At 68.1% G+C, this 24,892-nt stretch carries 21 protein-coding genes and 1 tRNA gene; 14 read left to right on the top strand and 8 right to left on the bottom strand.

Annotation, left to right across the window (positions count from 1 at the left end; all coding sequences use genetic code 11):
• Positions 1-128: 128 nt before the first annotated feature.
• Positions 129-212, bottom strand: a tRNA-Leu gene (locus HNR11_RS09225).
• 194 nt (positions 213-406) lie between these two features.
• Between HNR11_RS09225 and hrpA the strand changes: the two genes are divergently transcribed.
• The gene (gene hrpA / locus HNR11_RS09220) at positions 407-4,648 is read left to right on the top strand and encodes an ATP-dependent RNA helicase HrpA (RefSeq protein ID WP_179442043.1); all 4,242 of its coding nucleotides are present in this window, start codon (positions 407-409) and stop codon (positions 4,646-4,648) included.
• An 85-nt stretch (positions 4,649-4,733) separates the two neighbouring features.
• Here hrpA and HNR11_RS09215 read toward each other — a convergent pair whose 3' ends face one another.
• Positions 4,734-5,183 carry an HIT family protein gene (locus HNR11_RS09215; RefSeq protein WP_179442042.1) on the bottom strand — a complete coding sequence of 150 codons (450 nt, stop codon included), beginning with the start codon at positions 5,181-5,183 and terminating at the stop codon, positions 4,734-4,736.
• Between the two features lie 38 nt (positions 5,184-5,221).
• On the opposite strand from HNR11_RS09215, the gene HNR11_RS09210 reads away from it, so the two are divergent.
• Entirely contained in the window at positions 5,222-5,647 is a 426-nt protein-coding gene (locus tag HNR11_RS09210; RefSeq protein WP_058888710.1) for a Fur family transcriptional regulator, read from the top strand.
• A 45-nt stretch (positions 5,648-5,692) separates the two neighbouring features.
• Here the strand turns inward: HNR11_RS09210 and HNR11_RS09205 are convergent, their stop codons facing one another.
• The 4 genes from HNR11_RS09205 to guaB1 form a co-directional block, all read right to left on the bottom strand.
• Entirely contained in the window at positions 5,693-6,559 is an 867-nt protein-coding gene (locus HNR11_RS09205) for a metal ABC transporter permease (protein ID WP_179442951.1), read from the bottom strand.
• A complete protein-coding gene (locus HNR11_RS09200) occupies positions 6,559-7,395 on the bottom strand; it encodes a metal ABC transporter ATP-binding protein (RefSeq protein WP_343050635.1) in 837 nt (278 codons plus the stop codon). Before HNR11_RS09200 ends, HNR11_RS09205 begins: the two co-directional genes overlap by 1 nt.
• The gene (locus tag HNR11_RS09195) at positions 7,388-8,452 is read right to left on the bottom strand and encodes a metal ABC transporter substrate-binding protein (RefSeq protein WP_179442041.1); all 1,065 of its coding nucleotides are present in this window, start codon (positions 8,450-8,452) and stop codon (positions 7,388-7,390) included. Before HNR11_RS09195 ends, HNR11_RS09200 begins: the two co-directional genes overlap by 8 nt.
• A gap of 279 nt (positions 8,453-8,731) precedes the next feature.
• Complete coding sequence (gene guaB1, locus HNR11_RS09190; protein ID WP_179442040.1) at positions 8,732-10,192, bottom strand: GMP reductase; 1,461 nt, start codon at positions 10,190-10,192, stop codon at positions 8,732-8,734.
• A 206-nt stretch (positions 10,193-10,398) separates the two neighbouring features.
• Between guaB1 and HNR11_RS09185 the strand changes: the two genes are divergently transcribed.
• The 3 genes from HNR11_RS09185 to HNR11_RS14365 are packed head-to-tail and all read left to right on the top strand — an operon-like array spanning position 10,399 to position 15,115.
• Entirely contained in the window at positions 10,399-14,346 is a 3,948-nt protein-coding gene (locus HNR11_RS09185; RefSeq protein WP_179442039.1) for a multifunctional oxoglutarate decarboxylase/oxoglutarate dehydrogenase thiamine pyrophosphate-binding subunit/dihydrolipoyllysine-residue succinyltransferase subunit, read from the top strand.
• A 4-nt stretch (positions 14,347-14,350) separates the two neighbouring features.
• A complete protein-coding gene (locus HNR11_RS09180; protein ID WP_058888706.1) occupies positions 14,351-15,010 on the top strand; it encodes a GDSL-type esterase/lipase family protein in 660 nt (219 codons plus the stop codon).
• 30 nt (positions 15,011-15,040) lie between these two features.
• A complete protein-coding gene (locus HNR11_RS14365; RefSeq protein ID WP_369699669.1) occupies positions 15,041-15,115 on the top strand; it encodes a 50S ribosomal protein bL37 in 75 nt (24 codons plus the stop codon).
• Between the two features lie 175 nt (positions 15,116-15,290).
• Here HNR11_RS14365 and rsrA read toward each other — a convergent pair whose 3' ends face one another.
• The gene (gene rsrA, locus HNR11_RS09175; RefSeq protein WP_246310602.1) at positions 15,291-15,533 is read right to left on the bottom strand and encodes a mycothiol system anti-sigma-R factor; all 243 of its coding nucleotides are present in this window, start codon (positions 15,531-15,533) and stop codon (positions 15,291-15,293) included.
• Between the two features lie 95 nt (positions 15,534-15,628).
• Complete coding sequence (locus HNR11_RS09170; RefSeq protein WP_058888704.1) at positions 15,629-16,267, bottom strand: sigma-70 family RNA polymerase sigma factor; 639 nt, start codon at positions 16,265-16,267, stop codon at positions 15,629-15,631.
• Between the two features lie 293 nt (positions 16,268-16,560).
• Here HNR11_RS09170 and HNR11_RS09165 point away from each other — a divergent pair, with 293 nt between their 5' ends.
• The 9 genes from HNR11_RS09165 to HNR11_RS09125 all read left to right on the top strand — a co-directional run bounded on the left by HNR11_RS09165 (position 16,561) and on the right by HNR11_RS09125 (position 24,891).
• Positions 16,561-17,217 (top strand): DoxX family protein, encoded by a 657-nt coding sequence (locus tag HNR11_RS09165; RefSeq protein ID WP_058888703.1) that lies wholly within the window; start codon positions 16,561-16,563, stop codon positions 17,215-17,217.
• A gap of 41 nt (positions 17,218-17,258) precedes the next feature.
• Positions 17,259-18,785 carry a 3-phosphoshikimate 1-carboxyvinyltransferase gene (locus tag HNR11_RS09160; RefSeq protein WP_179442037.1) on the top strand — a complete coding sequence of 509 codons (1,527 nt, stop codon included), beginning with the start codon at positions 17,259-17,261 and terminating at the stop codon, positions 18,783-18,785.
• Positions 18,782-19,897, top strand: coding sequence for a ribosome small subunit-dependent GTPase A (gene rsgA, locus HNR11_RS09155; protein WP_179442036.1), 1,116 nt, complete (start codon positions 18,782-18,784; stop codon positions 19,895-19,897). Before HNR11_RS09160 ends, rsgA begins: the two co-directional genes overlap by 4 nt.
• Positions 19,898-19,944: 47 nt before the next feature.
• The gene (gene hisN, locus HNR11_RS09150) at positions 19,945-20,757 is read left to right on the top strand and encodes a histidinol-phosphatase (RefSeq protein ID WP_179442035.1); all 813 of its coding nucleotides are present in this window, start codon (positions 19,945-19,947) and stop codon (positions 20,755-20,757) included.
• Positions 20,758-20,874: 117 nt separating this feature from the next.
• Positions 20,875-21,855 carry a metal ABC transporter solute-binding protein, Zn/Mn family gene (locus HNR11_RS09145; protein ID WP_179442034.1) on the top strand — a complete coding sequence of 327 codons (981 nt, stop codon included), beginning with the start codon at positions 20,875-20,877 and terminating at the stop codon, positions 21,853-21,855.
• Positions 21,852-22,646, top strand: a complete 795-nt coding sequence (locus tag HNR11_RS09140; RefSeq protein ID WP_343050634.1) for a metal ABC transporter ATP-binding protein — start codon at positions 21,852-21,854, stop codon at positions 22,644-22,646. The genes HNR11_RS09145 and HNR11_RS09140 overlap by 4 nt, the downstream gene beginning before the upstream one ends.
• Positions 22,646-23,557, top strand: a complete 912-nt coding sequence (locus HNR11_RS09135; protein ID WP_179442033.1) for a metal ABC transporter permease — start codon at positions 22,646-22,648, stop codon at positions 23,555-23,557. Before HNR11_RS09140 ends, HNR11_RS09135 begins: the two co-directional genes overlap by 1 nt.
• Positions 23,558-24,322 (top strand): metal-dependent transcriptional regulator, encoded by a 765-nt coding sequence (locus HNR11_RS09130; RefSeq protein WP_179442032.1) that lies wholly within the window; start codon positions 23,558-23,560, stop codon positions 24,320-24,322.
• A 29-nt stretch (positions 24,323-24,351) separates the two neighbouring features.
• Positions 24,352-24,891: a fluoride efflux transporter FluC gene (locus HNR11_RS09125; RefSeq protein WP_218849681.1), complete on the top strand. Its 540-nt coding sequence runs from the start codon at positions 24,352-24,354 to the stop codon at positions 24,889-24,891.
• The last annotated feature ends 1 nt before the right edge of the window (position 24,892 follow it).

Raw genomic sequence — 24,892 nt, 5'->3', positions numbered from 1 at the left:
AGCCGGGATCTGTGAGCCGCGTGAGCATGCGGCACGCACCCGGCCAGCACGCCGCAGACATGAAAGAGGCCCTGCCGCAGATGATCTGATCATCTGCGGCAGGGCCTCTTCCCTGCTTCCGCACCCTGTGCGCGAGGGGGGACTTGAACCCCCACGCCCGTGAAGGCACTGGCACCTGAAGCCAGCGCGTCTACCTATTCCGCCACTCGCGCATACCTGCTGTTCAGGCCGTTTCTGGCCCGTCTCGCAACCGGCGATCGCTCCCCGGCAGCGAGAATAATAGTACCCATATCCCGGACGGTATGCCTAATCGTGGACGTCGTGCCGGGCCTGAGCGCATCTCATCGGGGAGCGCCTGCTCAGCGGTGCACCCAGGGCGGCACCGCAACCCTAGTATTGGAGGGTTATGTCTGAGCCCAGAACAGCCCGCCGTGAGACCTTCTCCGCGCAAGACCTCGCCTATCCCCCGGCACTGCCGGTCAGCGGCGAGCGCGAACGCATCCTCGAGGCCCTGGCTGAGCACCAGGTCATCGTGGTCGCCGGGGAGACCGGCTCGGGCAAGACCACCCAGCTGCCGAAGATGGCTCTGGAGCTGGGTCTGCACAATCAGGGGATGATCGGGCACACCCAGCCGCGCCGTCTGGCCGCCCGGACGGTGGCCGAACGTCTGGCCGAGGAGCTCGGCACCTCGGTGGGCCGCGACATCGGCTACCAGGTCAGGTTCAACGCTGAGGTCTCCGGGGCCACCGCGGTGAAGCTGATGACCGACGGGATCCTGCTCGCCGAGATCCAGCGCGACCCGTCACTGCGGCGCTACTCCGCGATCATCATCGATGAGGCCCATGAGCGGAGCCTGAACATCGACGTGATCCTGGGCTACCTGCGCCGGCTGCTGCCCAGCCGGCCTGACCTGAAGGTCATCGTCACCTCCGCCACGATCGATCCCGAGCGCTTCGCCCGGCACTTCAGCAGCGACCCGGAGAACTGGAGCCGGGAAACCTCGGATGTGCCGATCATCGAGGTCTCTGGGCGCACCTACCCCGTGGAGATCCGCTACCGCCCGGTGAACCCGGAGGCGCAGCTCGAGGACTTCGACGAGTCCGAACACTTCGGGGAGGCCGAGGACGGAGGTTCCGGACCGGCCGCGCCTCGCGCGAGCCAGGCCCCGGCTTCCCGTCCCGGGGGCAGGAGCACGCCTGGCTCTGGGGCCGCGGAGGAGGAGCGGGATCTGCTCGACGCGGTCAGCGACGCGGTGCTCGAGCTCGCCGCCGAGCCCGAGGGCGACGTGCTGATCTTCTTCCCCGGCGAGCGCGAGATCCGTGACGCCGCGGAGGCGCTGACCGAGACCGTCTCCAATGACCGGCGGCTGCGCGGCTCGGAGATCCTCCCGCTCTTCGGTCGGCTCTCCATGGCCGAGCAGAAGCGGGTCTTCTCCCCCGGCGGTCGGCGTCGGATCGTGCTGGCCACCAACGTCGCGGAGACCTCGCTGACCGTGCCGGGGATCAAGTATGTGATCGACACCGGCACCGCGAGGATCTCTCGATATTCCACCCGCACCAAGGTGCAGCGGCTGCCCATCGAGGCGATCTCCCAGGCCAGCGCGAATCAGCGCTCAGGCCGGTCCGGGCGCACCAGCGACGGCATCGCGATCCGGCTGTACTCCCAGGAGGACTTCGACTCCCGGCCGGCCTTCACCGACCCCGAGATCCTGCGCACCTCGCTGGCCTCGGTGCTGCTGCAGATGTCCTCCATGGGCATCACGCGCAGCCCCGAGGAGCTGCTGGACTTCCCCTTCGTGCAGAAGCCCGATTCCAAGGCGGTCAACGACGCCGTCCGGCTGCTCACCGAGCTCGGTGCGCTGAGCCTGAGATCAGGATCCGGCGGGAAGGACCAGGAGCACCGGAAGGGGCCGGGCACCAGCTCGGTGACACCGGTGGGACGCATGCTGTCCCAGCTGCCGGTGGACCCACGGATGGCGCGGATGATGGTCGAGGCCGCGCGCCGGGACTGCCTGCCGGAGGTCACCGTGCTCACCGCGGCGCTCTCCATCCAGGACCCTCGGGAGCGACCGGCGGAGAAACGGGCACAGGCCGATGAGCTGCACTCCCGGTTCAAGGATGAGAACTCCGACTTCTCCGCGCTGCTGAACCTCTGGCGCTACCTGCAGGAGAAGCAGGCCGAGCTCTCTGGCAACCAGTTCCGGAAGCTCTGCCACCGCGAGCACCTGAACTACCTGCGGGTCCGGGAATGGCAGGAGCTGGTCGCCCAGCTCACCGAGATCGCCGACCAGGTGGAGTTCAGCGGCAAGGGCTCGGCTCGTCGTCGCAGCTCCTCGGGGCGTCGGGGCAAGAAGCTGCCCGGAGTGGACCCGGCGGCCAAGCACGACGCGATCCACCAGTCGCTGCTCTCCGGGCTGCTCAGCCACGTCGGTCTCTACAACCCTCGCACCCGCGACTACCAGGGCGCCCGCGGAACTCGGTTCGCGGTCTTCCCCGGTTCCCACCTGTTCAAGAAGAACCACGACTGGGTGATGGCCAGCGAACTGGTGGAGACCTCCCGGCTCTGGGCCCGTTCGGTGGCGAAGATCGACCCGGCATGGGTCGAGGAACTCGCCCCGCACCTGGTCAAGACCTCTCATTCGGAGCCGCGCTGGTCCGCGCGCCAGGGCGCCGTGGTCGCCACCGAGAAGGTCACGCTCTTCGGGGTCCCCGTCGTGGCTGACCGTCAGGTCCTCTACTCCAAGGTGGACCCGGAGTACAGCCGCGAGCTGTTCATCCAGCGCGCCCTTGTCGACGGCGACTGGTCCACCCGGCACCACTTCGACCGGCGCAACAGGGAACGCTTCGCCGAACTCGAGGAACTCGAGAACCGCACCCGCAGGAAAGACCTGCGCGTCTCCGACGAGGAGCTGTTCAGCTTCTTCGACGCTCGGATCCCGGAGAACATCGTCTCGCAGCGGCACTTCGACTCCTGGTGGAAGAACCAGCGGCACGAGACCCCGGAGCTGTTGGACCTCACCGAGGTCGAGCTGATGGCGCAGGCCGCCGAGGAGCTGGACATCGATGCCTATCCGGAGCACTTCGACCACGACGGGCTCGCTCTGGAGCTGCAGTACGAGTTCAATCCCACCCGGTACACCGCTGAGTCCGGCTCCTCACGGGGCGCCGCCGCCGACGGCGTCACGGTCCGGGTTCCGGTGCTGTTCTTGAACCAGCTGCAGCCCGAACGCTTCGACTGGCTGATCCCGGGGCTGCGCACCGAGCTGATCACCGCACTGATCCGGAACATGCCCAAGCCGGTCCGGAAGAACTTCGTGCCGGCTCCCGACGTCGCCGCGAAGGCCCGGGATCTCCTGGAGCAGGACTTCACCCCCGGCGTCGACTCGCTGACCGAGTCGCTGGCCACGGTGCTGCGCCGGCTCAAGGGCCACGTCCTGGACCCGGAGGTCTTCGACACCAGCGCCCTGCCGGAGCATCTGCGGTTCACCTTCGCGGTGGTCAGTGACCGCGGCCGGATACTGGAGAGCGGATTCGACCTGCGTGAGCTGCAGATCCGATTCTCCCGAGAGAACCGCGACGCCATCGGACGCAGCCTCACGGAGGATCCGAACACCGAAGGGGCCCATCCCGGTACGCCGCAGGCGGGTGGACCGTCCGCGCGACCCGGCAAGGGTGCAGGCGCAGGCAAGGGTCGCGGCGAGGGCTCCGGCAAGGGGGCAGGCAAGGCTCAGCACAACGGGCGCGGCACGGTGTCGCAGCCCGCTGCCGAGGCGTCCTCGGCGGGGAAGCAGCGCCAGAGAACCTGGAGCTTCGGGGAGCTCCCGCGGGAGATCACCACAGTGGTCGCCGGGCGAGCGATCACCGGCTACCCCGCGCTGGCTCCCGCCGAGAAGGGCGTCTCCTACACGATCCAGGACTCCGCGGCAGAACAGGCCAGGGTGCACCGAGCCGGCGTCGTCGCCCTGCTGCGCGAGGTGCTGCCCTCCCCGCAGCGCTACGTGGTGGACCATCTGAGCAACCGAGAGCGCCTGGCGTTCGGCCAGTCGCCGCACGGCACCGTGGAGTCGCTGGTCTCCGACGCGACGACGGCGGCGCTGGCCCACCTGGTGCCGGCACAGCTGCCCTACAGCGAGGCGGAGTTCCAGGTGCTCGCCCGGCACTGCAGGGCCGAGCTGATCGAGACGGTGCTGCGACTCACCGATGTGCTGGCCCAGATCCTGAGCCTCTCCACGGAACTCGGCTCCCGCCTGAACCGGGTGAGCTCTCCGGCGCTGAAGGCCGCCCGCAGCGATATGACCGCCCAGCTCGAGCAGCTGGTCCACCCCGGCTTCGTCACCGCGACGGGTCAGGCTCAGCTGCAGCATCTGCCGCGCTACCTCAAGGCGATGCAGACCCGGCTGGACCGGCTCGAATCCGGGCAGGCGCTGACCCGCGACGCCGCGGACATGGCCTCGGTGCAGGAGCTGGAGGACGAATACGATGCGGCCCTGGAGGCGGTGCCCGCCCAGCTTTCGGTGCCCGCCGATCTGGCCGCCGTGAAGTGGATGATCGAGGAGTTCCGGGTGAACCTCTTCGCGCAACAGCTGGGGACCGCGCAGACGGTCTCCATGAAGCGGATCCGGCGGGCGATCAAGACCTCCCGCATCTGAGAGCTACGCCCCCTTCCGACTGTCGGACCAGCGGGCGGGTCAGCGGGTGCGCCAGTGCTGCTCGGCGGGTGGATCAGCCGGCGCGTCAGTCCTGCTCGGCGGGGACGTGCTCGGCGGGGACGTGCTCGGCGTCGCCCATCAGCCGCAGCGCGACGCGCAGCTTCTCGGCGGACTCATCCATCCGAGACTGATCCGGGTCATCATCGGCCTGGGCGAAGCTGTGATCGGCCATGGAGTTTGAGGGCCAGACGTGCAGGTGCAGGTGTGGCACCTCGTAGCCGGCGATGCTCAGCCCGGCACGCTGCGAGCCGAAGGCCTCAACCTGGGCCTTGCCGATGCGGTGAGCGACCTGGAACAGGTGCGTCATCAGCGGAGCCTCGGCCTCGGTCCACCGGTCCACCTCTTGGCGCGGCACCACCAGGGTGTGGCCGTAGGCCAGCGGGGCGATGGAGAGGAACCCGACGCAGGTCTCGTCCTGCCACACGAAGCGGCCTGGGATCTCACCGGCGATGATCTTGCTGAAGACTGTGCTCATGCCCCCACTCTAAGGGCGACTGCTAGTCTGGAGCGAGCATGAACGAGAACACCTCCACGCCCCCGGCCCGCGGCCGATCCACCCGTCAGAAGCGCGCCGTCTGGGCCGCGCTGCATTCCTTGGATGACTTTGTCAGCGCCCAGGATCTGCACAAGATCCTCGATGGACGCGGCGAGAAGGTCTCCCTGGCCACGGTCTACCGGGTGCTGCAGTCTCACCAGGAGGAGGGCCTCGTCGATGTGCTGCGCCCCGATGACGGTGAGGCGATCTTCCGGCTCTGTGAGCGCGAGGAGCACCACCACCACCTGGTGTGCCGCTCCTGCGGGCTGACCGTGGAGTTCGAAGCACCGGCCATCGAGGAATGGGCGACCAAGCTCGCGCAGGAGCAGGACTTCACCGAGGTCCGGCACACCCTGGAGATCTTCGGCCTCTGCGCCAGCTGCGCCGCGATCGCCCGCGGCTGACTCCAGTCAGCCCCTGGCGACGCGAGAGCGGATGCAGGCGAAGCCTCAGGCGGCCAGCGCCGCGGCGGCCTCCCGGCGACGGCTGCGACCCCCGCGGCCGATGAGCACGCAGACCACATAGATCACGAAGGAGATCGTGGTGATGTAGGGACTGATCGGCACCGTGCCGGTGATCGCGAGCATGATCCCGCCCACCGAGGAGATCAGCGCGAAGAGCATCGAGAGCAGCACCGCCAGATACGGCCGCACCGTGACCTTCAGCGCTGCCGCCGCCGGGACCACCAGCAGCGCCAGCACCAGCAGCGCGCCGACCACCTGCACCGACATCGCCACAGCAATGCCCAGCAGCACCATGAACACCATGGAGAGCAGATTCACGTGGACCCCGCGCGCCCGGGCCAGCTGCGGATCAACCGAGGCGAACATCAGCGGTCGCCAGATCAGCAGCAGCACGATGCTGATCACCACCGCGCCGGTGACCAGGGTCTGGGTCTGGATGTCATCCACGCCCACGATCTGTCCGGTGAGCAGCCCGAACTTGTTCGCGCTGCGGCCCTGATAGAGCGAGAGGAACAGGATCCCCAGGCCGAGGCCGAAGGGCATCAGCACCCCGGTCACCGCGGAGGTGTCGCGGTCCTTCAGACTCAGCACCCCGATCAGCACCGAGGCGGCGACGGCGCCCAGTGCGGAGCCTGCGACCACGTCGACGCCGATCAGCAGCGCCAGCGCCGCACCGGCGAAGGAGATCTCGGCGATGCCGTGCACCACCAGGGCGGTCCGGCGCAGCATGATGAACACCCCGATCAGGCCGCCCATCAGGCCCAGCACGCCGGCGGTGATCACCGAGTTCCGGACCAGGGAGAAGAGCTCCCAGTAGCCTTCGGTGGTGAACGAGCTGGTCAGCGTCTCCATCATGGCAGCGCCAGCTCCTCTGGGTGATAGTGGCAGCTCTCGTCGTGGGTGGACATCACCAGCAGTCGCCCCTTGTGCTCGATGACGTCCACGTTCGAGCCGTAGAGCTCGGAGAGCACCTGCGAGCGCATCACCTCGGCGGTGGTCCCGATCCGGTACTGGCCGCGGGCGAAGTAGAGCACCCGATCCACGTGCTCGATCACCGGGTTGATCTCGTGGGTCACGAAGACCACCGCGGAGCCGCGCTCCACGGCCTGGCGCCGGATGAGCTCGGTGACCGCCTGCTGATGGTTCAGGTCCAGGGAGTGCAAGGGCTCGTCGCAGAGCAGCACGGCGGGGTTCGAGGCCAGCGCCTGGGCGGCGCGCAGTCGCTGCTGCTCCCCGCCGGAGAGCAGACCCACCGGCATGTCGGCGTAGGCGGTGGCGCCCACCGCCTCTAGCAGCTCATCCACCCTGTGGCGCAGCCGGCGGGGGTGCAGCCGGATGCCGAATCGGTGCCCGTCCAAACCCAGCGCCACCATGTCGCGGGCCCGCATCGGGGTCTCCTCCGGCATGGTCTGCTGCTGCGGGATGTATCCCACCCGGCTGCTGCCGCGGCGCACTGGGGCACCGGCGATCTTCGCCGTCCCCGAGCTGAGCCGGGTCAGCCCGAGCAGCACCTTGAGAAACGTGGACTTGCCGGCCCCATTGGGGCCCAGCACCGCGAGGAACTCCCCCGGCGCGAGGTCAAGGTCAAGCCCTTCCCAGAGTGTGCGCCCGCTGAATCCCACGCTCGCCTGGCGCAGCGTCACCAGCGGCTGGGCGGGTGAGAGCCCATCTGCAGAGGAATCAGTCACGCGACTCCCCCACGATGGCCTCCACCGCGGCGATATTGGCCTCCATCCACTGCTGGAAGGAATCGTGCTCCTCAGGGATGGTCTCGTTGAAGTCCAGCACGGCGACGTCGGCGCCTTCGGCTGCCTCCCGGATCTGCGCGGACTGGTTGGTCTCGGTCTGTGGGTTGTAGGAGAGCAGGTCGATCTCCTGATCCGCTGCGGCGTTGAGCGCCTGCTGGTAGAGCCGAGCCGAGACGTCGTCGCCGTGCTCGACGGCGGCCAGGAACTGCTGGTCCGTGGCGTCCTCGAAGCCGGCGTCGGTGAGCAGGAACTGGGAGACCGCCTCGGTGGCCAGGAAGCTCATGCCTTCGGCCTCGATGGCTCGGTTGCGCTCGTCTAGGGCGTCGATCTCTTCGGCCAGGGCAGCAGCATTGTCCTGATACAGCTCGGCGTTCTCCGGGGAGATCTCGGCCATGTGCTCGCTGAAGTCCTCCACGAAGTCGCTCATCGCGGCGAGGTCGTACCAGATGTGCTCATTGACGAAGTCCCCGGAATGGTCGTGGCCCTCGTGGGCGTCCTCGGCGTGCCCGTCGTGATCCTCGTGCTCCTCCTCGGCGTGCCCATCGTGATCCGCGTGCTCCTCTTCGGAGTGCTCGTCCCCAGCCGCCTCCGATTCCTCGGCATGGGCGTGCGCGTTCTCGCCCTCGATGAGCTGGTAGACCGCGTCCTCCTTGCCCGAGGTCGCGGCCAGCCGGGTGATGAACGGGTCGTAGCCGCCGCCGTTGGCCACGATCACATCCGCGCCGTTCAAGGTGAGACGGTCCTGTGGGGTGGCCTCGTAGGAGTGCGGATCCGCGGCCGCATTGTCCACCAAGGGGGTGACCTCGGCGGTGTCGCCCAGGATCTGCTCAGCCAGGTCCGAATAGACGTCGGTGGAGGTGACCACGCTGATCTGCTCGCCCTCTGCGGCGGGGGCGCCGGTCTCCTCGGTGGAGTCCGCCGGGCCGGTGCATGCGCTGAGCAGCAGGGCGGTTGCGCCGAGCAGGGCGACGGGGGGAAGCAGACGGGGCGCGGGCATGGTCGTACCTTCTTCGTGGGGGATGCTGCGGGGTCACGGGCAGCTGGAACCAGCGTACGGCCAGACATTGTTGAGAACAAATCTCAACTAGACCGGGTGGTCCGCCCGGTCGCTTGACTCAGCTCTGGTCCTGATCGACGACGCGCCGACCTTGGGGCGTGCCCGGGGTGCATCGCATCGTGAATCTCTCCTGCACCCGGCTCCTGCACCCGGCGCGCACCCCCGAGGCCCGTGGCCAGGTGCTCGGTGACCCGAGAGACCCCAGGGCTTACCGCGGGTTCACCAGGATCCGGAGAGCGGCTTGCCCTCGTCATATCCGGCAGCAGACTGCACCCCGGCGACGGCGCGCTGACGGAACTCATGCAGCGAGTCCGCGCCGGCGTAGGTCATCGCGGACCGGACCCCGGCCGTGATCGAGTCCAGCAGGTCCTCCACCCCGGGCTTGGCGGGATCCAGGTACATCTGAGAGGTGGAGATGCCCTCTTCGAAGATCGACTTCCGGGCGCGGGCGAAGGCGCTCTCCGCCGCGGTGCGATTCTGCACCGCACGGGAGGACGCCATCCCGAAGCTCTCCTTATAACGCCGCCCGTCGACGCCGGTGAGCATGTCCCCGGGAGACTCATAGGTTCCGGCGAACCAGGAGCCGACCATCACCTGCGAGGCCCCGGCCGCCAGGGCGAGGGCGATGTCGCGCGGGTAGCGCACTCCCCCGTCGGCCCAGACATGGGCGCCCAGCTCGCGGGCCGCCGCTGCGCATTCGAGCACGGCGGAGAACTGCGGGCGGCCCACCGCGGTCATCATCCGGGTGGTGCACATCGCGCCCGGTCCCACACCGACCTTCGCGATATCGGCGCCGCCCTCGATGAGCTCACGCACGCCATCGGCGGTGACCACGTTGCCGGCCACGATCGGAACACCCAGCCCGGCCGACTCAACTCTCTGGCGCACGGTGCGCAGAGCTTCGAACATCTTCTGCTGGTGCCCGTGGGCGGTGTCGACCACGAGCACGTCGACCCCCGCGCCCAGCAGCGCATCGGTCTTCCCGGCCACGTCGCCGTTGATCCCCACCGCCGCCGCGACCTTGAGTCGAGACTGGGCGTCGAGGTTCGGCCGGTAGAGCGTGGAGCGCAGCGCTCCGCGCGGGGTGAGCACCCCGGCGAGCACGCCGTCCGAGGTGGTCACCGGGGCATAGTCCGCACCGGCAGCATCCATCGCCGTGAAGGCCTGCTCCAGACCCGCGTCGGTGAGCACCTCCTCGGCGGTGAAGCGCAGCGGGGGCATGCGCATCACGGAGGCCACCGAGGAGAATCGATCCACCCCGAGCCCGTCGCTGGCCGTGACCACCCCGGCCAGACGGAGATCCTCATCGACCACACACACGGCGTCGTGGTTGCGCTTGTCCAGCAGGTGCAGCACGTCGAGCATGGAGTCCGTGGGCTGGACCTTCAGAGCGGTCTCCAGCACCGGGTGACAGGACTTGACCCAATCGGTGACCTGACGGATGACCTCGAGCGGGACGTCCTGCGGGAGCACCCCCAGCCCGCCGCGACGCGCCATGGTCTCCACCATGCGACGGCCTGTCACCGCGGTCATGTTCGCCGAGACCACCGGGATGGTGGAGCCGGTCGCATCCTCCGCAGAGAGGTCCACCGCCATCCGGGACTGGGTGTGGGAGCGCGAAGGGACGAGGAACACATCCGAGTAGGTCAGGTCGGTGGTCGGTTCGTTCAGAAATCTCACGGGGATCCGCGCCCTTCATAGTGCTGGTGATGATGCTCACGACCGATTCGACCCGGTCGCGTGCGTGCCCTGCGGGGCCCCTGACACGATACCGTGGCTGGTGGCGGCACGGTGCACAAAGTCACTATGCTTGGACGAGGTGAAGATCCAGGTGCACGAAGCTGTGCAGGATAACTACACAACACAATGGAAGAGGCGTATCCACAGTGCCAGAGCTAACGTCCAGCCGTCTTGCCGAGGAATTCCCGGGGAACGAATGGCTGGTCGCCGACATATACGACAAGTTCAAGGACGATCCGGACTCGGTGGATCGGAAGTGGGCTGAGATCTTCCGCCAGCTCGAGGGTGACGGTGATTCCCGTTCATCCGGCACGTCCTCCGCCCCCGCCCCCTCGGCGAACACTCCCGTGGAGCCCAAGACTCGCTCGGATTCCGGCAAGGATGCCGGGGCCAGCAGCAACGGGGCCGCGAAGAACGGGGCGGGATCCGAGAACAGCCCCGCGAAGTCCCCGGCCAAGCCGAAGGCGGACTCTGCCCCGAGCGCGGAGAACCAGCGTGACTCCGCCACTGAGACCACCCCGGCCACCGCCACCCCCGCCGAGCCGGAGAAGTCGCAGAAGCCCGAGGGTGAGAAGAGCTCCTCCGGGGGGAAGCCGGTGGCCCCGCGGAACCCGACGACGAAGAAGTCCGGCGGCTCCTCCAGCACCCCGATCCCCTCCGAGCCCTCCTCCGCGAAGTCCGACTCCTCGAAGAAGGAGGAGAAGGAGGACAAGGTGATGCCGCTGAAGGGCATCTCCAAGGCCATCGCGGCCAACATGGACGCCTCGCTGACCGTTCCCACCGCCACCACGGTGCGCGCCGTGCCGGCGAAGCTGCTGATCGACAACCGCACGGTGATCAACAACCACCTCAAGCGGACCCGCGGCGGCAAGGTCTCCTTCACCCACGTGATCGGCTATGCCCTGCTCAAGGCGCTGCGCCAGCACCCGGCGATGAACGTCACCTACGACGTCCAGGACAACAAGCCGGTGGCAGTGCACCCGGCACATGTGAACTTCGGGCTGGCCATCGACATGCCCCGCCCGGACGGCACCCGCGCTCTGGTGGTGCCGAACATGAAGGCCGCCGAGGAGATGAACTTCACCGAGTTCTGGGCCGCCTACGACGACGTCGTCAAGCGCGCCCGGGACAATAAGCTCACCCCCGGTGACTACGCCGGGACCACGGTCTCACTGACCAACCCCGGCGGCATCGGCACCGTGCACTCGGTGCCCCGGCTCTCCAAGGGCCAGGCCGTGATCGTCGGTGTCGGCGCGCTCGAGTACCCCGCCGAGTTCCAGGGCGCCTCGGAGAAGACGCTGAACAACCTGGCGGTCTCCAAGGTCATCACCCTGACCTCCACCTATGATCACCGGGTGATCCAGGGGGCCGGGTCAGGAGAGTTCCTCAAGACCATCCACGAGTACCTGCTCGGGAAGAACGGGTTCTACGAGGAGATCTTCGAGGCGCTGCGGATCCCCTACGAACCCATCCAGTGGTCCGCCGACATCCAGGTCAATCCTGAGGATCAGATCAACAAGGTCGCCCGGATCCAGCAGCTGATCCACTCCTACCGGGTCCGCGGTCACCTGATGGCCTCGGTGGATCCGCTGGAGTACCAGATGCGCAGCCACCCGGACCTGGACATCGAGTCCCACGGGCTGACCCTGTGGGACCTGGACCGGGAGTGGCCCACCGGGGGCTTCGGCGGCAAGTCGATGCTGCCGCTGCGCAACATCCTCGGGGTGCTGCGCGACACCTACTGCCGCAGCACCGGTGTGGAGTACATGCACATCCAGTCCCCCGAGGAGCGGCAGTGGTTCCAGGACGAGATCGAGCACCCCTACGAGAAGCCCAACCGGGACGAGCAGTTCCGGATCCTGGGACGACTCAACGCCGCTGAGGCGTTCGAGACCTTCCTGCAGACCAAGTTCGTGGGGCAGAAGCGGTTCTCCCTCGAAGGCGGAGAGTCGCTGATCCCGCTGCTGGACACGATCCTCTCCGAGGCGGCGGACGAGGGCCTCGACGAGGTCGCGATCGGCATGGCGCACCGTGGTCGCATCAACGTGCTGACCAACATCGCCGGCAAGACCCACGCCCAGGTGTTCCGTGAGTTCGAAGGCCGCGAGGCCGGGACCGGCTCGGGAGATGTGAAGTACCACCTGGGCACCCGTGGCTCCTTCACCTCCGACCGCGGCAACTCGACCAGCGTCTACCTCGCCGCGAACCCGTCCCACCTGGAGGCGGTGAACCCCGTCCTGGAGGGCGTGGTGCGCGCCATGCAGGACCGGATCAACCAGGGAGCGGACTCGCTGAACTCGTTCTCCGTGATGCCGCTGCTGGTCCACGGCGACGCGGCCTTCGCCGGCCAGGGCGTCGTGGCGGAGACGCTGAACATGTCTCAGCTGCGCGGCTACCGCACCGGCGGCACCGTGCACGTGGTCGTGAACAACCAGGTCGGCTTCACCACCGCACCCTCGGCTGCGCGCTCGATGACCTACTCCACGGACATGGCCAAGGCCATCCAGGCGCCGATCTTCCACGTCAACGCCGATGACCCGGAATCCGTGGCGCGCGTGGCGCAGCTTTCCTTCCGCTACCGCCAGCGGTTCAACAAGGACGTCGTGATCGATCTGGTCTGCTACCGCCGGCGCGGGCACAACGAGGGTGACGATCCCTCGATGACCCAGCCCAAGATGTACAACCTGGTGGAGGCCAAGCGCACCACGCGTCGGCTCTACACCGAAGCGCTGGTCGGACGTGGTGACATCACCCAGGAAGAGGCCGACCAGGCGCTGCGCGACTTCCGGCAGCGGCTGGAGCGGGTCTTCACCGAGACCCACGCCGCCCAGACCCAGCCGGTCTCCACGGCTGATCCCGAAGCCTCCGGCACCCGGGGGATGGCGCCGACCGCCTCTGAGGATGAGACCAGCACTCCGGAGCGCGAAGGCACCGACACCAAGATCAGCGAGGACGCGCTCGCGCACATCGGTGAGGTGCACACCAACATCCCGGAGAGCTTCACCCCGCACCCGAAGCTGAAGTCCCTGCTGGAGAAGCGGGCCAAGATGGCCCGTGAAGGCGGCATCGACTGGGGCTTCGCGGAGATCGCGGCGTTCGGCTCGCTGCTCATGGAGGGCACCGAGGTCCGCCTGGCCGGTCAGGACTCGCGCCGCGGCACCTTCGTGCAGCGCCACGCGGTCTTCCACGACCGGGTCAACGGTGATGAGTGGTACCCGCTGAAGAACCTGACCGAGGATCAGGCCCGGTTCTTCATCTACGACTCGCTGCTCTCCGAGTACGGGGCACTGGGCTTCGAGTACGGCTATTCGGTGGAGAACCCGAACGCGCTGGTGCTCTGGGAGGCCCAGTTCGGCGACTTCGTCAACGGTGCCCAGATCATCATCGACGAGTTCATCGCGACGGCTGAGCAGAAGTGGGGACAGAAGTCCTCCGTGGTGATGCTGCTCCCGCACGGATATGAAGGTCAGGGACCGGATCATTCCTCAGGCCGCCCGGAACGGTTCCTCCAGCTCTGCGCCGAGGACAACATGACCGTGGTCCTGCCCTCCTCGGGTGCCAACTACTTCCACCTGCTCCGGCGCCAGGCGGTGGCCCGGCCGCGGCGTCCGCTGATCGTCTTCTCCCCGAAGCAGCTGCTGCGGCTGAAGGCGGCGGCGAACTCGGTGGAGGACTTCACCACCGGCACCTTCCAGGAGGTGATCCCGGATCGCGAGGTGGACGCCGCGAAGGTCAAGCGCGTGCTGATCGTCTCGGGCCGGCTCTACTACGACCTGATCGCCACTCGGAACAAGCACAAGGACGAGACCACCGCGATCGTCCGGCTCGAGCAGCTCTATCCGATGCCGGTCGAGGAGCTGCAGGCCGAGCTGGACCGATACTCCTCGGCTGAGGAGGTCGTCTACGCGCAGGACGAGCCGATCAACCAGGGACCCTGGCCGTTCCTGGGCATGAACCTGCGTCCGCTGCTGAAGCAGGAGCTGAAGCTGGTCTCCCGCGCTGAGTCTGCCGCCACCTCCGTGGGGCAGGCCAAGCGTCACGCCAAGGAGCTGGAAGGCCTGCTGAGCAAGGCCTTCCCGCACCTGGACCTGTGACCTGATGGAACAGTCCACTCAGGATCTCAGAGCCGCAGCCTCCGGTCACCGGCGCCACGTGCGCATCGTCGCCCTGGGCGACGAGCTGCTCAGCGGCGTCGGTGACCCCCGCGCCCTGGGGTGGTTCGGTCGGGTCATCTCCAAGACCCCGATCGAGGGAATCACCCTGGAGCACTACGCCCTCGCCATGCCCGGCGAGGGCACCGAGGCGCTCTCGGAGCGCTGGCAGGACGAGGCGGTAGCCCGCTTCTCCGCGGTGACCGCCGACGGCGGGACACCGGAGCGCCATCTGGTCGTCGCACTGAACGACACGGACCTCTACAGCGCCACCTCCTCCGCCAGGTCCCGGCTGAACCTGGCCAACATCCTGGACCGAGCCTCACAGGAGGGCATCCGCTGCCTGGTGCTGGGCCCGGTCCCGACCCTGGATGCCGAGCGCAACCAGCGGATCTCCGAGCTCAACGCCGCCTACCGGGACGTGGCCTCGCGCCGGTCCCATGTCTATGTGGACGCCTATGCCCCGCTGGTCGGCCATGAGCAGTGGCGCAGTGACCTCGCGGCGAACGGTGGACTCCCCGGCCAGGCCGGCTACGGCCTGCTCGCCTGGCTGGTGCTGCACCGCGGCTGGTATCCGTGGTTAGGGCTCCAGGAGCCGGTGGCCTAGAATTATCCCAGCCGACGAAAGGAGTTCATCATGAGCAAGCGTGGACGCAAGCGCAGCGCTCGTCGCAAGAAGAACGCCAACCACGGCAAGCGCCCCAACTCCTGATTTCAGTGGTGCACGGGTCTTGCTGCGGCTGACGTGATTCTCCCGGCAGCGCAGAAGACAGAACCCCCTGCAGAGATGCTCTGCAGGGGGTTCTCTCGTCTCGGACCAGGTATGGGCGGTGCAGGGTTCAGCCCGGCTGAAGCCCAGCATTCGCCGGGCTGATCAGCCCGGGGACTCAGCGGGCGGCGTCGTCCTGCTGGTGTCCGGCCTCGATGCGGATCTGGCTGATCCGCTCCAGAATGGTGACCTTCAGCGTCTCCGGGGCGCGCTCCGCGCAGGAGCGGCGGACCACGGTGCGGATGATGCACTCGAGGTCGTAGTCATTCGCGCACTCCGGGCAGGCATGCAGGTGGGCTTCAACCTCACCGATGTCTTCCCGGCTCAGCGCGCCATCGGCGTACTCATAGATGCGTTCCATGCGGGTCTGCTGCTCGGTGCAGTCCCCGTCCTTGCAATTCTCGTCGAGCCATTTCCCGGGGCGGACCTCGGTGGCCTGAGTGGGGTCTTGGTCGTTCATGGTTTGGCCTCCTGCTTCTTGAAGCCACGTTCACGGGCATAGTCACTGAGAAGTTCGCGCAGCAGCTTCCTGCCGCGGTGCAGTCGAGACATCACCGTGCCGATGGGAATGTTCATGATCTCGGCGACCTCTTTATAGGCGAATCCCTCGACATCGGAGAAGTAGACCGCGAGCCGGAACTCCTCGGGGATCTGCTGCAGCGCGCTCTTGACGTCGGAGTCCGGGAGGTGATCCAGCGCCTCTGCCTCGGCCGAGCGCAGCCCGGAGGAGGTGTGCTCCGCGGCCTGAGCCATCTGCCAGTCCTCCACGGTGTCCGTGTTGGCCTGCAGCGGCTGGCGCTGCTTCTTCCGGTAGATGTTGATATAGGTGTTGGTCAGGATCCGATAGAGCCAAGCCTTGAGGTTCGTTCCCGGCTTGTACTGGTGGAACGCCGAGTACGCCTTGGTATAGGCCTCCTGAACCAGGTCCTCGGCGTCCTGCGGGTTGCGCGTCATCCGCATGGCAGCTGAATAGAGCTGGTCCACGTATTGCAGCGCCTCGCTCTCGAAACGCACGCGACGCTGCTGTTCGGTCTCTTCGGCGACGACGACGCTGCTGGGATCTGCATCTGGGCCGGTGGCTGCGGGCTTTTCCATCACCTCTGAGTCTACTCGCACAGCGCACACCTGCCGTCGGAGGTCGCGCGTGCTGTCACGGACGCGCCTCGGGGTCAGAGTCGGTGTGGTCATACCGGGCACAACGACGACGCCGCGCTCCGCATTCCTGTCCAGACGCCAGTCTGGTGGGACGACCTCGAGGAAGGCGCCACAGCCGCGCCCGGGGTGCGTTCTGATCCCCGGGATCCGGGTGCTGATTCCCGTGACAGCCCCGATTGGGTAGATTGGACCTTGAACGATGCCTCAGCGCCACACTCCTACAGGAGGACACTATGTCTCTGCTTCGTAAATTCGCCCGCCCACTGCTGGGCGCAAGCTTCATCGCCGGCGGTGTCGACCGTCTGCGCAACACCGATGAGGCCTCGGCGAGGATCGAGTCCACCCTCGAGGAGATCGGCTCACTTCTCCCCCAGGCCGAGCCGCTGGTGTCCAACGCCAAGCTCACCACCCAGGTCCTGGGCGGGGTCGAGGTCGTCGCCGGCGTCGCACTGGCCGTCGGCCGGTTCCCCCGCGCCTCGGCGCTGATGCTGGCGGGGGTGCACAAGTTCAACAGCTACGCCGAGTACCGCAACGCTGAGATCGAGAACGACTCCGACGTCACGGCTCAGCGCAAGACGCTGCTGAAGAACGCCTCGATCCTGGGCGGTCTGACCCTGGCCCTGGTGGACCTCGACGGCAAGCCCTCGCTGTCCTGGCGCGCCGAGCACCTGGCGAAGACCACCCGGAAGAAGGGCGCCAAGTTCGGCGACAAGACCTTCAAGTGGGCCGATGATCTCGGCAGCGATGCGACCAAGAAGGTCCGCAACTTCGAGAAGAACGCCAAGAAGAACTTCCAGCGCGCCGAGAAGGACGCTCTGAAGGCCATCAGCGACGCCTCCAAGGGTGCCAAGAAGAAGACACAGGCCACCAAGAAGAAGGTCGGAGCCTAGAGCCCCACGACGTGAGCACTACATCTACACCTGCTGCACAGATGCCCCCGCAGCCGTGGCCCGCGCCACGCGCGGGGGCATCTCTGCGCGCAGAGGTCACCGTCCCAGGATCGAAGTCTCTGACCAACCGGTATCTGCTGCTCGCGGCGCTGGCCGACGCGCCGTCGGTGGTGATCAATCCGCTGCGCTCCCGCGACTCCCGACTGATGCTCGACGCGCTCACAGCACTCGGCAGCACCGTCGAGCACCTTCCGGACTGGGAGGGCTCCGGGGTCCCCGCCGTGCGGATCTCCCCGCTCCCCGGACTGCCCGAGAGTCCCGGCGGCCCTGAGGACCTCGCTGCCGCTGACGGCACACAGCAGGCGGCTCGGCCCCCGCACCGCTCGGCTGATGAGCTCGCAGCAGAGACCGCAGCCGCCCCGGAGTCCCCCGAGGAGCTGCACATCGACTGCGGACTCGCCGGAACCGTGATGCGTTTCCTGCCCGCAGTCGCCGCGCTGACCGGGCGAGCAGTTCATTTCGACGGCGACCCTGAGGCGCGGCTGCGCCCGATGGGAGCCGTCCAGCATGGCCTGCGCCAGCTCGGGGTACAGATCACCGGAGCAGGTGCACCGGCCCCGGGAGGTGAAGGCCACCTGCCCTTCACCGTGCACGCACCACAGGGCCTGCACGGCGATGAGATCACCGTCGACGCCTCAGCCTCCTCCCAGTTCATCTCCGGGTTGCTGCTCACCGCCGCGCGGATGCCGCGCGGACTCACGCTGCGCCACGTCGGGGACGCCGTGCCGTCCCTGGAACACGTGGAGATGACCTCCCAGGTGCTCGCCGAACTTGGAGTCCAGGTCAGCAGCCCCGCACTGCACACCTGGCGGGTGGAGCCCGGCCCGATCCCCGGCTTCACGGTGCGTGTGGAGCCTGACCTCTCCAACGCCGGACCGTTCCTCTGCGCGGCGGCCGTGACCGGCGGCGAGGTGACCATGCGCGGCTGGCCCCTGACCTCCACCCAGATCGGACGCCGCTGGACCGAGCTGCTTCCAGCCTTCGGCGCCGAGGTCCAGCACCAGCCCGAGACCTCGACCACGGCGACCCTGCAGGTGCGCGGCACCGGGCTGCGCAGTCCAGGCAGCGTCGACGGCACCGCCGAGCTCACGCCGACTGTGGCCGCACTCGCCGCGCTGTGCCCGGAGCCCACCGTGTTCACCTCGGTGGGGCACCTGCGCGGCCACGAGACCGACCGGATCGCCGCCCTGGTCACCGAGATCCGTCGCCTGGGCGGCTCCGCGGAGGAGACCGAGGACGGCTTCAAGATCACCGCACCGGTGACCCACGGCGGTCTGGTGCACAGCTACGCCGATCACCGGATGGCGACCTTCGGCGCCGTGCTGGGACTGGCCATCGACGACGTCGAGGTCGAAGACATCGCCTGCACGGCCAAGACCATGCCCGACTTCCCGCAGCTCTGGACGGCGATGATCGCGCTCGAGCATGAGACGCAGGACGGCGCAGAGCCCGGACCCGGGGACGCACCGCTGCCGGAACGTCGCACCGAGTCGGGACGGCGCCGATGAGCCGCTGGGCGGACTGGGACGAGTCACATGTACGGGTGCGCCCGAACAAGAAGGGCTCGCGTCCCCGGACGAAGGAGTCCCCCGACTACGCCGACGCCGAGCTGGGCCGGGTGGTCACGGTGGACCGCGGCCGGTACACCGTGCGTCTGGAGGATTCCGACGGCGCCGAGCGGATCGTCTCGGCAGTGCGTGCCCGCGCGATGCGCCGCACCCCGGTGGTCCCGGGTGACATCGTCGGCCTTGTCGGTGACACCAGCGGGGACGACGGCTCGCTGGCACGGCTGATCCGGATCGAGGAGCGCTCCACACTGCTGCGCCGCAGCGCCGAGGACACCGACGACGCGGAGCGGGTGATCGTCGCCAACGCAGATCAGCTGCTGATCGTCGTGGCGGCCGCCGATCCGGCCCCGCGCACCGGATTCATCGACCGTGCCCTGGTCGCGGCCTACGACGCAGGGATCACCCCGATCCTCCTGGTCACCAAGGCCGACCTGGTCGAGGACGCGACAGACCCGGCCGGACTGGTCAGCCACTACGCCGAGCTGGATCTGCAGACCGTGATCTCCCAGCAGGCCGCAGGTGCGGCCTCGGCGTCACCGAGCTTGGACGCGGCCGCGGTCACTGCGCTGCGCAGCGCGCTCACCGAACGCGTCACCGCGATGATCGGCCACTCCGGTGTGGGGAAGTCCACCATGGTCAACGCGCTCACCGGCGCGGACCGGGCCACCAGCGGGGTCAACGCGGTCACCGGGCGGGGCCGGCACACCTCATCCTCCGCCGTGGCGCTGAACCTGGAGCCTGCGGAGTCCCTGAGCGCCCGGGCGGCCCGGAACTCCTGGGTGATCGACACCCCGGGGGTGCGCACCTTCGGTCTGGCCCACGTCGCCCCCGACGATGTGCTCGGCGCCTTCTCCGATCTGGTCGAGGGCTCCACCCAGTGCGAACCCGGGTGTGCCCACATCTCCCCGGAGGGCGGCTGCGCCCTGGACGCGTGGGTGGCCGATGGCCACGCCGGTGACCACGGCGCCGCCCGGCTGGCCTCGCTGCGCGGGCTGATCAGTTCGATGGCGGGCACCGAAGAGGTCCCCTCGGAGAAGCGCCTCGGCGCGTAAGGCCGTGAATGCGGTGGGTCTCGCCCGGTGATTGCTAGCGTGGCGCTATGAGCCTTAGCACCAGCGCCTATACCGATGACCTGCGCCTGGCGCATATGATCGCCGACTCCGTGGATGCGAAGACGATGTCCTACTTCTCCTCCATGGACTTCGAGGTCGAGACCAAGCCCGACCTCACCCCGGTCACCGAGGCGGATCGTCAGGCCGAGGAGCTCATCCGCGGCCAGCTCGGCCGGGCACGCGGCCGCGACGCGATCCTGGGTGAGGAGTTCGGCTCCACCGGGTCGGGTCCGCGCCAGTGGATCATCGACCCGATCGATGGGACCAAGAACTTCATCCGCGGCGTGCCCGCCTGGGCCACACTGATCGCCCTGGTCGACGACGGAGAGCCGGTGATCGGGCTGGTGAGTGCACCAGCGCTGGGCCGGCGCTGGTGGGCGGCCAAGGACGGCGGAGCCTATACCGGGAAGTCCCTGGCCGCGGCCAAGCGGCTCCAGGTCTCCAAGGTCAGCCGGCTCGAGGATGCTTTCTTCTCCTACTCCTCGCTGGCCGGATGGCGGAAGCTCGGCCGAAGCCAGAACTTCCTCGAGCTCACCGAGACGGTCTGGCGCACCCGCGCCTTCGGGGACTTCTGGTCCTACTGCATGGTCGCCGAGGGTCAGGTGGACATGGCGGCTGAACCCGAGCTGAACCTGCATGACATGGCGGCGCTGGTGCCGATCATCCGCGAGGCCGGGGGCATCTTCACCTCGCTCGACGGGGAACCCGGCTGCACCGGAAGCAACGGGCTGGCCACCAACGGGCTGCTCCACGACGCCGCACTGGGTGCACTGGCCGCAGACCGGCCCGCCCCGTTCTGAGCCTGCCTGTTCGGAGCCGCCCCAGTTCTGAGCCCCGGCGGGTCTGAGCGCCGCCCCGTCCTGAGCTCCTCCCACCTTCGCTTGCAGTTTTAGGTGTGCCTAAATCATACTATGGGCATGCATCGCCGTAGGATTCCCTTCCTCGCCGCCGGGCTCGCCTGCGCCCTCGGCCTGAGCGGATGTGCCGCTGCAGGCCCCGACTCTGCGGATGCTCCCGGGGAGTCGCAGCTGCCGGTGGTGTTGACCAGCTTCTCGGTATTGGCGGATATGACCCGCGCAGTGGGCGGGGAGCTGGTGGACACCCGCTCGATCACCCCGCCCGGGGTGGAGATCCACGAGTACTCCCCCACCCCCGGGGACCTCCGCGATGCCGCCGCAGCAGACCTGATCTTCTTCAACGGACTCGGCCTGGAGGCCTGGTACGAGCAGTTCCTCAGCCACTCTGAGGTCGAGGTGGTGCTGCTCTCGGACTCGGTCGAGACCCTGCCGGTGACACGCCTTCCCGGGGACTCCCCCGGCGGAGACGTCGAAGCAGAGACGCTTGAGGGCGATGCGAGCGCCGAGCTGCCGATCAACCCGCATGCCTGGATGTCACCGGCCCAGGCCATGGTGTACGTGGAGAACATCGAAGTCGCCCTGACTCGGCTCGCACCAGAACATGCCGAGGAGTTCTCCGCCAACGCCACCGCGTACCGGGAGGAGATCCAGGCCATCTGGGACCGGGCCGAGGAGCAGCTGGAGTCGCTGCCAGAGGACACTGACGTGCACCTGGTGACCTGTGAGGGCGCCTTCAGCTACCTGGCGGAGGATCTGGACCTCGGCGAGCACTACCTGTGGCCGCTGAACGCCGAGGATGAGGGCAGCCCGCAACAGGTCCAGGCGCAGATCCGTTACGTCGAGGAGCACCAGGTGCCCACGATCTTCTGCGAGTCCACCGTCAACGACTCCGCGCAGCGCCAGGTGGCCGAGACCACCGGGGCCACCTTGAGCGAACCTCTTCATGTGGACTCGATCACCGAGGCCGACGGCCCGGCGCCGAGCTACCTCGAGCTCTTGGAACACGACCTGGACCTGATCCTAGAAGGAGCCCGACCGTGAGCACCTCCGTGCACTCAGAGACGAACCCAAAGCGCAGCGCCGACCGTCCGGAAGCAGCGCGCGCCGCCGTCGTCGTCGACCGGCTCAGCGCCGGATATCCCGGCGTCCGGGCCCTGGAAGAGGTCAGCCTCACCGTGGCGCCGAGCAGCATCTGTGCCCTGCTGGGCGCCAACGGCTCGGGGAAGTCCACGCTGTTCCGGGCGCTGCTGGGACTGCACCGGCCCACCTCTGGGGGCGTGCGGCTCTTCGGGCTGGACCCGGCCAGGGCCCGACGTCGCAACCAGGTCAGCTATGTGCCGCAGCATGAGCAGGTCGACACGAGCTTCCCGGTCAGCGTGGAGCAGGTGGTCATGATGGGACGCTACGGGCATATGGGCCTCACCCGTCGGCCGCGGCCGAGCGACCGGCATGCGTGTGATCAGGCCTTGGAAGAGGTGGGGCTGAGCCAGCTGCGCCGGCGCGGGATCGGTGAGCTCTCCGGAGGGCAGCGCAAGCGGGCCTTCTTGGCGCGGGCGATCGCCCAGCAGGCACCCCTGATGCTGCTGGATGAGCCCTTCGCCGGTGTGGACCGGGGCTCCGAGGAGCTGATCATCAAGGTGCTCAAGTCGCTGCGAGACACGGCCGGGACCACGGTGCTGGTCTCCACCCACCATCTGGCCGGGGTCGAGGACCTCGCCGATGAGGTGGTGCTGCTGCATCAGCGGGTGCTCGCCTCCGGCAGTCCCGCCGAGGTGCTCACCGAGGATCAGCTGGGCCGCAGCTTCGGCGCCGTGCTGCGGGAGACCCCCTGATGTGGGAGCTGCTCGTCCAGCCGATGGAGTTTCCCTTCATGCAGCATGCCCTGGCGGCTGCGGTCATCTCTTCGGTGGTCTGCGCGATGCTCTCCTGCTGGCTGGTGCTCATGGGGTGGTCGCTGATGGGCGAAGCAGTGGCGCACTCGATCCTGCCGGGGATCGTGCTGGCGCACATCTTCGGAGTGCCCATGGCACTGGGGGCCTTCGTGTTCGGGATGCTCGCGGTGCTGCTCATCGGGGGGATCAGCGGGGGGTCCACGCTGAAGCACGACACCTCCATCGGAGTGGTGTTCACCTCGCTCTTCGCGCTGGGGCTGGTCCTGGTCTCCCGGACCCCGAGCGAGACGCATCTGACCCACATCCTCTTCGGCAATGTGCTGGGCATCTCGCAGCAGGACCTGCTGCAGACCGCCGGCCTGGGTCTCGCCACGGTTGCGTTGCTGCTGACCCTTCGGCACAGTTTCGTGCTGCTGGCCTTCGACAAGGTCCACGCGCACACCATCGGGCTCTCCACCGGGGCACTCTCGGTCCTGCTGCTGGCTCTGCTCGCCCTGACCACGGTGACCTCGCTGCAGACCCTGGGAATCCTGCTGGTGGTCGCTATGCTGGTGGTGCCGGGCGCCACCGCGCTGCTGCTGTGCCGCCGCTTCGGTCCGATGCTCGCAGTGGCCGCGTCCAGCGCGGCCGCGTCGGCGGTGATCGGTGTCTACGCGAGCTATTGGCTGGACATCTCCACAGGCGGCTCGATCGTGCTGGCACAGTCGGGTCAGTTCGCACTCGCCTATCTCTTCGCTCCGGTGAAGGGGATGGTCCCGCGGCTGCGGCGGCGCAGACAGCGCCCCACCTCCGAGCATGGAGAGCCCGCCCGTCCGATCCACAAGCTCCTCGATGTGAAGGACCCCGCCTAGATGACTCCCCGCACCTCAGCACAGGGCCGCTCCACCGCGATCGACGCCGCCACCACCTCGGTGGAGGACTACGCGAAGACGATCTACGGCCTCTCCGAGTGGGATGGCGCCTCGGTGACCGCCTCGGCGCTGGCCAAGACGCTGGGCGTCTCGAACCCGTCGGTCTCCTTGATGGTGCGCAAGATGGCAGACCTCGGACTGGTGGAGCACCGCCCCTATGCCCCTATCGCGCTGACCAGCGCCGGGCGCGAGCTCGCGCTGGCCATGGTCCGGCGGCATCGACTGATCGAGACCTGGTTGGTGCGCGAGCTCGGATACGACTGGGGTGAGGTCCATGATGAGGCCGAACGCCTGGAGCACGCGGTCTCGGAGACCTTCGTGGACCGTCTCGATGTGCGGCTGGGACAGCCGCGGGTGGACCCGCACGGCGATCCGATCCCGGGTCCCGATCTGCAGCTGCACTACCCCGAGACCCTGCTGCTGTGCCGCGTCCAGGCCATGGCCCAGGTCCGGTTGGAACAGGTCGACGACGCCGTGCCCGATGCGCTCTCCGCACTCGACGCCCACCGGGTTCCCATCGGTGCGCAGGTCACGGTGCAGGCCACCGAGGGCGGCGCCGTCGTGCTGACCCCGGCCGGGACCACCGCCCTGGCGGCCGGTGCCACCGCGAACTCCGCGATGAGCTCTTCGACGGCGCCGGCACCCAGCAGCATCCGGCTGACTCATGAGGTGGCCCACGCCATGCGCGTGAGCGTCATCCGCTGAGCACAGGTCCCGCGACGTATCCTGGCATGGTGTCTTCCTCCGCCTCCACTGCCGCTCACCGGCGGCCGCGCCCCAAACGGCCGGCCACCTCGCTGACGGTGCTGGTCCTGCTGGTCGCCCTTGCCGGTGCAGGCGGGGCGCTGCTGCGTCTGGTCGTCGGGGAGCTGATCCCGGAGCAGGGGATGAAGTTCCCCTGGACCACCCTGGCGATCAACCTCAGCGGCTCAGGGCTGCTGGGGCTGCTGATCGGGGCTGCCCGGGCCCGACCGAGCACACCAGACTGGGTGGTGCCCACCTTCGGCACGGGTCTGCTGGCCTCCTACACGACCTTCTCTGCGGTGATCCTGGCGGTGATGCCCTCGATGCCGGGGGCGGCCTACGACGGGCTCCGCGTGGTGACCTATGTGAGCCCCGGGGCCATGGAGATGCTCACCTACCTCTTCATCAGCGTCCTGGGCAGCACCGCCGCGGCTGCGGCGGGATTGACCATCAGCCGGGCGTTGTTCGGTCAGCTCGGCGCCGAATCCGCCGATCTCGGTGTGAGCAGCGAGGGCCCCCATGGATCCTGAG

Origin of the sequence: Nesterenkonia sandarakina, assembly GCF_013410215.1 — a bacterium.
Taxonomy (GTDB): Bacteria; Actinomycetota; Actinomycetes; order Actinomycetales; family Micrococcaceae; genus Nesterenkonia; species Nesterenkonia sandarakina.
Note: the sequence above shows the minus strand (reverse complement) of the source record. Positions and strands in the feature narration are given on the sequence as shown.